4 protein-coding genes are annotated in these 9616 nt (G+C 39.2%); all 4 read left to right on the forward strand.

Annotated features, from left to right (window positions below; translation table 11 throughout):
• On the forward strand, window positions 1-3239 hold a 3239-nt coding region (locus AC1DPQ_RS08295; protein WP_477608765.1), incomplete at its 5' end, for a TonB-dependent receptor.
• 55 nt (window positions 3240-3294) lie between these two features.
• Complete coding sequence (locus AC1DPQ_RS08300) at window positions 3295-4908, forward strand: RagB/SusD family nutrient uptake outer membrane protein (RefSeq protein ID WP_477581419.1); 1614 nt, start codon at window positions 3295-3297, stop codon at window positions 4906-4908.
• Window positions 4909-5185: 277 nt separating this feature from the next.
• Window positions 5186-7162 (forward strand): heparin-sulfate lyase HepC, encoded by a 1977-nt coding sequence (gene hepC, locus AC1DPQ_RS08305; RefSeq protein ID WP_477581421.1) that lies wholly within the window; start codon window positions 5186-5188, stop codon window positions 7160-7162.
• Between the two features lie 663 nt (window positions 7163-7825).
• On the forward strand, window positions 7826-9337 hold the full coding sequence (locus tag AC1DPQ_RS08310) for an alpha-L-fucosidase (RefSeq protein WP_477608767.1): 1512 nt from the start codon (window positions 7826-7828) through the stop codon (window positions 9335-9337).
• Window positions 9338-9616: the final 279 nt, after the last annotated feature.

Below are 9616 nucleotides of genomic sequence, written 5' to 3' on the forward strand. Positions count from 1 at the left end.
TTACCAAGCAAACTGGCTATAATGTGCTCTGGGTTGGTATTGAGGCCGGAAATTTCAAAAAAATTGACCTCGATTTCAACAAAGCACCTTTAAATGATGTTTTGAAAAAGTCTTTCGAAAATCAGTCTTTGACTTATGAAATCGAAAATAAAACAATCATTGTCAGAAAATCCAAAAAGATCCTGATTGAGCCTGATCAGGCTGTCAATATGGTCATTGACATTTCTGGTAGGGTTGTAGACGCTGAAGGGAAACCGCTTCCCGGTGCATCTGTGAAAGTAAAAGGTACTACAAAGGCTGTGATTACCGATAATGGCGGGAACTTTCAATTGAAAGGAGTTGATGAGGACGCATTGCTAGAGGTTTCTTTTATAGGGTATGTGAGTGCAGAAATAAAGGCCGGCAAGGATCTGGGAAATATTGCCTTAAAGCAAACCGATGCTAAATTGAATGATGTTGTTGTGGTGGGCTACGGTACACAGAAAAAAAGAGATGTGATTGGTAGTATTTCTACGATAAAGGCAGAAGCTTTTAAAACAACAGGTAACTCTACAAATGTATTGTCACTTTTACAGGGACAGGCCTCAGGAGTGAGTGTTCAAGCAACATCAGGCAAGTTAGGTGCTCCTGTAAATGTCTTAATCCGTGGATTAAGTTCAATTAGTGCTGGTACATCTCCTCTTTACATCATCGATGGTGTTCCGGTAATAGGTGATATGTCTCTTGTTAATCAACAAGATATCGAGTCAGTTGAGGTGTTAAAAGATGCCGCTGCAACTTCTATTTATGGTTCCAGAGGGTCGAATGGTGTTGTTATTATTACGACAAAGTCTGGAGTTGCAGGGAAGATTTCAATAAATTTTGATCCTAGTACAGGAATTTCCGATTTGCCTTTCCAAAAGGTTGAAACTGTTAATACCAAACAACTTTTTGAAATCCTGGATAATTCGAAAGCAGCGAATGGTTTGGGACCATATGACCTGGAAACGGACTACTACCCAGTAATGACGAACATCACGGAGAAACTTACCAGAGATCAGGTATTGGCTACCAATACAGATTGGAAGAAAGAACTAATGAGAACTGGATTATTTCGTAATGCCAATCTCTCTGTGGTCGGAGGAGATAAAAATACCAAATATTTTATATCCGGAAATTACAGAAAGGATGAGGGGGTGATGAAAAATGATCAGCTTGAACGTTACGGAATAAGGACGAATGTAGATCTCAAGCCAATGAGCAATTTCGAGACAGGTGTAAAACTCAATCTGAGCGTATCAAATAAGACTAACAGTGGCGGATCGTTCAGTCAAATTATGGCAACACCGATGCTACCTGTTTATAGTTTGACCAATCCGAACTTATATTTAAATCCAAAATCTGGAAGTAACCCGGCTGCAACAAACGACCTGGCAAATAATCTGACAGACCTTAATCTTTATCGTGCATTGGTTGGGGTTTATGGAGAATATCATATTCCCTTTGTAAAAGGACTATCAGCTCGTACAGAAGCATCTTTGGATTTTCAGCAGGCCAATTCAAACCATTGGGAATCACTCCTTATCCGTCCTGATGGATATTCTTATGCGTCGGATTATGCGAATACAATTAAAACCACAAATTTTAATTTCTTCTTGACTTATAATAAACAATTTGGCGACCATAATTTAAATCTTGTTGGAGGTGTGGAAAATCAAAAAACAACCGGGTGGTATCGAACTATGGAAGGAAAAGATTTAGTGGGAAGCTATCAGGAATTGGGAACGCCAAATCAAAAAACAATTATGTCATCCACATTGGGTAATGAAAATTACCGTCTGGGTTATTTTGGGCGCGCCAACTATAAATTCAAAGACAAATATTTGTTAGGATTTAGTTTTAGAAGAGATGGAGCTTCAGTATTTACCCCTAATTATAGATGGGGTACTTTTAAGGCATTTTCTGCAGGATGGATTCTTAGTGACGAATCATTTATGGGTGATTTTGGAAGAAAAAATTTCCTAAAAATAAGAGGAAGCTACGGTGAAACGGGTAATTCAAATATTCCTTCGAAATTGGATGGGAATGGATATACCACCGCTTTGGCGTATGGTGGTAGTGATATTACAGCTACTAACGGAACTCGCCTCAATACCCTGGGGATAACTAATCTAACCTGGGAAACAACTAATAGTTTTGATCTTGGAGTTGATTTTGGTTTCTTTAATAACCGTATAAACGGATCGCTCGCTTACTACAACAAATATGTTAAAAACCTGCTTCTTTCAGTAGCTTTACCGCCTTCAGCAGGAATAAGCTCAGGAATACTTTGGAATAATATCGGTGATTTGGTAAACGATGGGGTTGAGCTTTCCTTAACTTCTGTTAATTTCAATACCAAGGATTTTAGATGGCAAACAACATTCAATATAGGATTCAATCATAACGAGGTTAAGAAACTAACTCCGCAAATCGATTCAAAAGGGACAGGAATGGTGAGTTCAGCTTATATCACAAAAGTAGGTACCGGTATACGTGATTATTACCTTGCTGATTATGCAGGACTTGACGCTCAAACGGGATTACCTAAAATATATGCTCTTGATAAGGCTTATTATGCCCAAACAGGTGAAACAAGGAGGCTGAAAGATGCCAATGGGAATGAGGTGCTCTTGGACGCTAATGTGCCTAACGTAGGTGCTAACTATTTCCATATGGAAAACAAAAATGAAATCCCAAAATACTACGGAGGTCTTTCTAACCAGTTTAACTACAAAGGATTCGATTTGAACTTTTTAATTTCTTTCTCAGGTGGCAATTATATTTATGATCTGTATCATAGAAATTTAACCGGCTCAGGTTTGAGTGGAAACGCTATCGGGTTACCTGTTGATTTTTATGAGAATTACTGGAAAAATCCAGGGGATGATGCCAAGTATATGCGTGTGTTATGGAAAGGTAATGCTTACAAAGACGTAAACGGTGTTACCAAAGCTTTTGGTGACTCACGTGCCCTCACCTCTCAATACCTTTACAAAGGCGATTTTGTAAAACTAAAATCGGTAACCTTGGGTTATTCCCTTCCGCTGTCACCAAAAATGAAGGAATCTGTTCAAAATATCAGGCTTTATGCCAGTTTCGAAAACCTTTATACACTGACCAAATACCCAGGATGGGATCCTGAAGGACAAGGCTATGTTAATTCTTGGGATTTACCACAATTGTTTGCTGCAAGCTTTGGCGTTTCGGTTAAATTTTAAACAATTAATAAATTTATAAATCCATTGACGCTAAGTCAATATAAATTATTTAAAGATGAAAAAAATATTATTTCTTATATGTGCCGTTTTGATGCTGTTTACAGCGTGTAAAAATGAGGCATTTTTTGAATTAGAAAGACCGGTTGAAAGTCCTTGGACAACGCTTGCTGATTTTGACAGAGCTGCAATCGGATCGTATAATACTCTTTTTTTAACAAGCGACTATAACAGCGGCTTCAACGCATGGAATATGTATAAAAATGACGTTGGGGATGATGTGGCCTGTATTAGTTCTGGCTTTGGGTGGGGTTATTACCGCGATGCACAAAATCAAAAACAATTTTTGCCTAATGTTTTTACTGTAGCATACCGTACAATTGGTTCTGTGAATGATGCGCTTGAATATTTAGAAAAAAATGGCGGAAATCCATACCCAACAATAAATGCGGACGATAAAAAATACAATTTGGACCGGGTTACTGGCGAACTTTATTTTTTGCGGGGATATGCCTATTATATGCTCGCCACTGTTTATTGTGATGCTTATGTGCCTGGTGGTGCCAATGATGCAAAACGGATTCCATTGCTTACAAAAAAAGCACATAGTTACACTGAGGCCATTAATAGTAAGGTAGGGACGACCAAGGAGATATGGGAGCAGATACAGTCGGATTTTGAAAAAGCATATTCACTTTTGCCGGAGCGCTATATCTCTGGAAAAATGCATCCGTCATACCAGGCTGGCAGGGCAAATAAATTTGCAACGGCAGCGATGTTGGCCCGTACACACTTTGCTAAAGGTGAATATGAAAAAGCAAAAGGATATACCGACTTTGTTATTGAGCAAAATGGCGGTGATTATAATTTGAGCGAAGATCCCATTGAGGCTTTTAATAAAAACACCCTGAGCCGTGGCAAAGAGGTGATTATGTACTTGCCTCTCTATGATGTGACAACCGCTCCGCAATTGCACTTGATGGGCGAATCCAACAATTTAAGGGGACCCTTTGTGAATGGCTGGACTGAGGCCAGCTTGGATCCAACAGTTATCAAGAGATTGGGTTGGCAGGATAATCCCAAAATAGATGTGAACGTAACATTTAAAATGGAAGCATTGAGGGACAAACGCTTCACTCAACTGATGGCTGTAAGAGAACCGACCTCTGTTCCTGCTGCAAATCGATATCCCGAAAGGTTTTATACAGATTCCAAAATTACATACAGTACTATTTTTGCCAATAAAGCTTTCAGAGGAGCACCTGTAGGTAGCAATTTGGCCTGGAATACAAACTATCCGATAATCAGGCTGGCCGAAATGTATCTCACTCGTTCCATCTGCAGGTTTAAGGCTGGGGATAAAGCTGGTGCAGCAAGCGATCTGAATATAGTTAGAAAACGTGCCTGGAATGCAACAGTTGCAGGCATGACATACGAATCGTCTCCCAACTATGTAACAATACTAAACATAACCGAGGCTATGATTGGCGATGAACGCCTGATTGAGATGTTCTGTGAGGGCGATAGGATAGATTATTTAAGAGGTTTAAAAGTGGATGTAGGAAATGGAAATAGAGCTCCCGTTATTTCCGCACCCGTGCCTTATACTGATAAAAGTTTTGTTTGGGCCATACCTAGTGTTGAAACTGATCTGAATTTAGGTTTTCAATAATAAGCGTAGCAACACCCGATTTATAACGGGTGTTGCTTTTAAACTATCCTCCGTGAACGGGTGAAAGGTAGATTCTAAATATAATATCCGAAATCCCTTTATCCACTAGAGAATGCATTTTTTCGCAATCTGTTATAGCAAAGTTATAAAGAACAAATAATTTATAAATAAACTATTTCAGACTTAAAAGGATAAAGGGTTTCATGTTGCAAAGGAAGTTTCTAAAGCGACAAATTTTAAAAAAAAATGGTGTTACAGCGCTTAATGCCCTACAATAATGAAGTTTAAGAAAATAAGTATAATGGCCTTTCTGTCGCTGGTGTTTTGGTTTGCTAATGCACAGGAAACTCCGCTGGAGAAAGAAAGCTTTGATATAATCAACCTCAATTATCCGGGGCTTGAAAAAGTCCACCAAGCGGTATTGGACAAAAAATATAATGAGGCCGCGAAAGAGTTACTGGAGTATTACCGGAAAAGATCAACGGTAAAACACCCCGAATTTAATGTGGCCGACAGAGCTGCTTTTGTTGGAAAACCTATCGAAGCGGCCGAACAGGAAAAAGCAGACAATGCCCTGATCCACAAATTTAAACCCCATGGCGGATATGGTTTTTTTGATTATGGGAAAGATATTGACTGGCAATATTGGCCAATAAAAGATGACGAAATTCGCTGGCAACTGCATCGTGTCACCTGGTGGCAATCTATGGGGCTGGCCTACCGCAGTAGTGGAGATGAGAAATATGCCAAAGAATGGGTGTTCCAGTTCCGGGATTGGGTCAGAAAAAATCCTTTCGGCCACAGTAAAGAAAATGATAGGATTGCCTGGCGGCCATTAGAAGTATCACTAAGAGTTTTAGGCCTTCCCAGTTCATTTAATTTATTTGTTAACTCGCCCAATTTTTCTCCAGCATTTTTAATGGAGTTTTTGAGCAGCTACAACCAACAGGCAGGATATATTCTTCCCTACAGTACTGAACATGGCAATCATCTGCTTTTTGCGGCACAAAGCGTACTATTTGCCGGGGCATTCTTCCCAGAGTTAAAAAACGCCGGTGGCTGGAGAAGGGACGGCATCGGGGTATTGAATACACAAATCAAAAAACAGATTTATCCAGATGGTGTTCAGTTCGAACTTTCTCCTGTTTATCATGTCGCAGCGATAGAGATATTTTTAAGCGCCTATAAGGCCGCAAAAATGGCAGGTTTGGAAAAAGAATTTCCTGAAAGCTATACCCAGATTATAGAACGGATGATCATGGCCACTGTCAATTATACTTTTCCGGATTATAACAATCCAATGTTTGGCGATTCGTTTCCGGTTGATAAAGATCTCAGGATAAAACAATTTGCTAATTGGTCGAAAATTTTTCCTCAGAATGATGTGATAAAGTATTTTGCAACCGATGGAAAAGAGGGAAAGATTCCTTCTTACTTGTCCAAAGGATTAAGCACTTCTGGGTTTTATACGTTTAGAAACGGCTGGGACAAAAAATCTACCGTTATGGTATTAAAGGCGAGTCCGCCGGGAGAGTTTCATGCGCAGCCTGATAATGGTACGTTCGAGCTTTGGGTAAAAGGCAGGAACTTTACACCCGATGCCGGTTGTTATATCTACGGTGGCGATTCCGCGATCCTTAAACTTAGAAATGCTTACCGCCAAACCCGTGTACACAGCACTCTTACCCTCGATAATGCAAACATGGTTATTACCAAAGCACAGCTTAACAAATGGGCGACCGGGAAAAATATTGATATCCTTACCTATACCAACCCAAGCTATCCTGATTTAAACCACCGTCGCAGCGTATTATTTATCGATAAAAAATATTTTCTGATTATTGATGCGGCGATGGGTAAAGCCAGGGGTAACCTAGGCATACATTTCCAGCTAAAAGAAGATTCTAACCCTTTTTTTGATAAAGGAAAATATAAAGTTTATACCAATTATCCTGATGGGAACAATTTGCTGATTCAGTATTTGAACAGAGACAAAGTATCTCTAAAGGAGGAGGAAGGGAAAGTATCTTATGCTTACCGCAAAGAACTGGCAAGGCCAGCTTTTGTGTACGAAAAGCCAAAAATTACTGAACAGCCACAGCGTTTTATCTCGGTGGTTTTTCCATATAATGGAAACAGCGCTCCGGATATAAGCATGGAGGAAAATGCCGCAAACGATTATGAAAATGGTAATTTAAACATTACGATAACTGTTAACGGCAAAAAATCAACTATAGCAGCAAAGTTGTTTTAACGATAATCATAAACTGGTTCCTTAGGTTACCCTGTTTTGTATACAATGCTTAACAAAGGAGACATTGATGAAAAGAATTGGACGGTTTCTTAATTACGAAACTTACTTATATATGTTAAGATCCTCCAGCATCCTGCCGACCAAATTGGTCGATTTGTGCAAATTGAACAGTGATATATAAGGTATTAGTAAAGAAAAAAATAATATGAAACCATCGTGAGCAAACACTGATAAAGCGAAATGGACCGAGCTTGCGAGCTCTTGAACACCGATTAAAAAATAGACAAACTGTGAAAAATATTGCTCATGACGGCTTCATCATCATTAAAAACAAATTATATACGGATGAAAAGGTTACTGTACAAGTCTATCCGATTCCTATAAAAGATATATTAAACATCAATATTACTGGATATAACGGTACTTCAGAAGCATTTGTTTTTGATCTATTTAGCAAATGGTATTGAATAAAAAATGGAAAGTAGCGATGCCAATTTTGATGTATCCCGACTTGCTGAGGGATGTATTTTGTTAAGATAATAGTGCCGATGGCAAAACTTTAACAATGACAAAAATAAATTAAAAATAAGAGGTGTTATTTTCAAATAGGGTATACATCTCTTTTATAACCATTAAATCATAACTGCAGCTAAACAATAATTTATGAATAAACATATTAGAATAAAGCTTATTACCTGTTTATTACTGGGTATAGTTTCATGTCAAATTTTTGGACAAGAAAAAGAGGGCGATCGAGTTAAATTGGAGCATGATCAAATTGGAAATATAGTAGATAAAAATGCTACATATACCCATACCAGCAATCCTGATGCACAATGGTATCCGGATGCAGGGTTAGGACTTTTTATTCATTGGGGATTATCGTCCGTAAAAGATATTGGTGCATCCTGGCCAATGGTAGTCGGTTGGGGCCTAAGGTCGAAGGCAATCGATACACTGGAAATTAAAAGGGTAGTAAAGGAACGGGATTACAAAGCAATAAATGGTGGAAGTTTCTTTATAACCCCGAATGACTACTGGGCGATGGCAAAGGAATTCAATGCTCAAAATTATGATCCTGAAAAATGGATTAAGGCCGCGAAAGAAGCCGGTTTTACCTATGCCGTATTGACCACCAAGCACCACGAGGGATTTGCCCTATGGCCAAGTGCTTATGGTGATTTTAGCACTAAAAACTTTATAGGAGGCAAGGATTTAGTGGGACTTTTTATAAATGCCTGCCGCAAATATGGTTTAAAGGTTGGGCTTTATTTCTCGCCACCCGATTGGCATTTTAACAAGGATTATGAGAACTTTTTTTTCCAGGAGTCAAGAGTGCACAATCCTACTTTCCCTGAATTGGACGCAAATCTGAGTCCTCGAACTTCAAAACCAACTGTCGAAGAAACTGCCAAACACCGTGCAGCCTATGCTGCAATGGTACGTGGCCAGTTAACGGAACTGCTCACGAACTATGGCAAAATAGACCTGCTCTGGTTTGACGRCCGTGCAGCCATAGATAATCCTTCTAAGGTGCTAACTCAGGAAGAGATAAGACGTTTGCAACCAGGTATTGTAATGAATCCCCGCATGCATGGTACAGGCGATTTTATAACCTTTGAACGAACTCCTCCCACAAAAGACCCTGGTGATACCTGGGCAGAGTTCTGTAATACTTGGACAGAAAGTTGGAATAACAGTAATACTCTTCCTTTTCGTTCCAATGCATTTATTTTGGGGCAATATGTTGCCATGCGCGCCTGGGGAGTTAATTATTTGCCAAGTATTGGCCCTAAAGCTGATGGTTCGATGCCGGAGGCTGTATATGAGAATTTAAAAGTTATAGCACATTGGATGAAAGCGAATGGAAAAGCAGTAAAAAACACAAAGCAGTTGCCTGCAGGTGAAACAGCTTCGGTACCTGCAACGTCAAATAACAATTTCCGTTACCTTTTTGCAATTCCCGAATTTAAAGATAATGGTATGTATGAGAAGGACAGACTTCCGGCCAAAGATATCGTGTTGACGCTAAAAACAGCAAGCAAACCAAAGAAGGTGAAGTTATTGGGGTCAGCCAAATCGTTAAAGTTCAGTTATTCTGATGAGCAGGTCCAAGTTAAACTTCCCGCTTCAATGCGTACCAGTCTGGTCGATGTTGTACAAATTGAACTGTGATTATATAAGGTATTAGTAAAGAAAAAAATTAATATGAAACCATCGTGAGCTGACACTCGCGAAGCGAAATGAACCGAGCTTGCGAGCTCTTGAACACCGATTAAAAAATAGACAAACTGTGAAAAATATTGCTCATGACGGCTTCATCATCATTAAAAAACAAATTATATACGGATGAAAAGAATTATTGTACTAACAGTCCTATGCTTATTGCAAGTGAGCGAATTTGCTGGAGCACAAGGGATAGAAGATAAGAGGACATGGAATGAGTTCTCAGTC

This window comes from Pedobacter sp. 01T416_2, assembly GCF_056398925.1.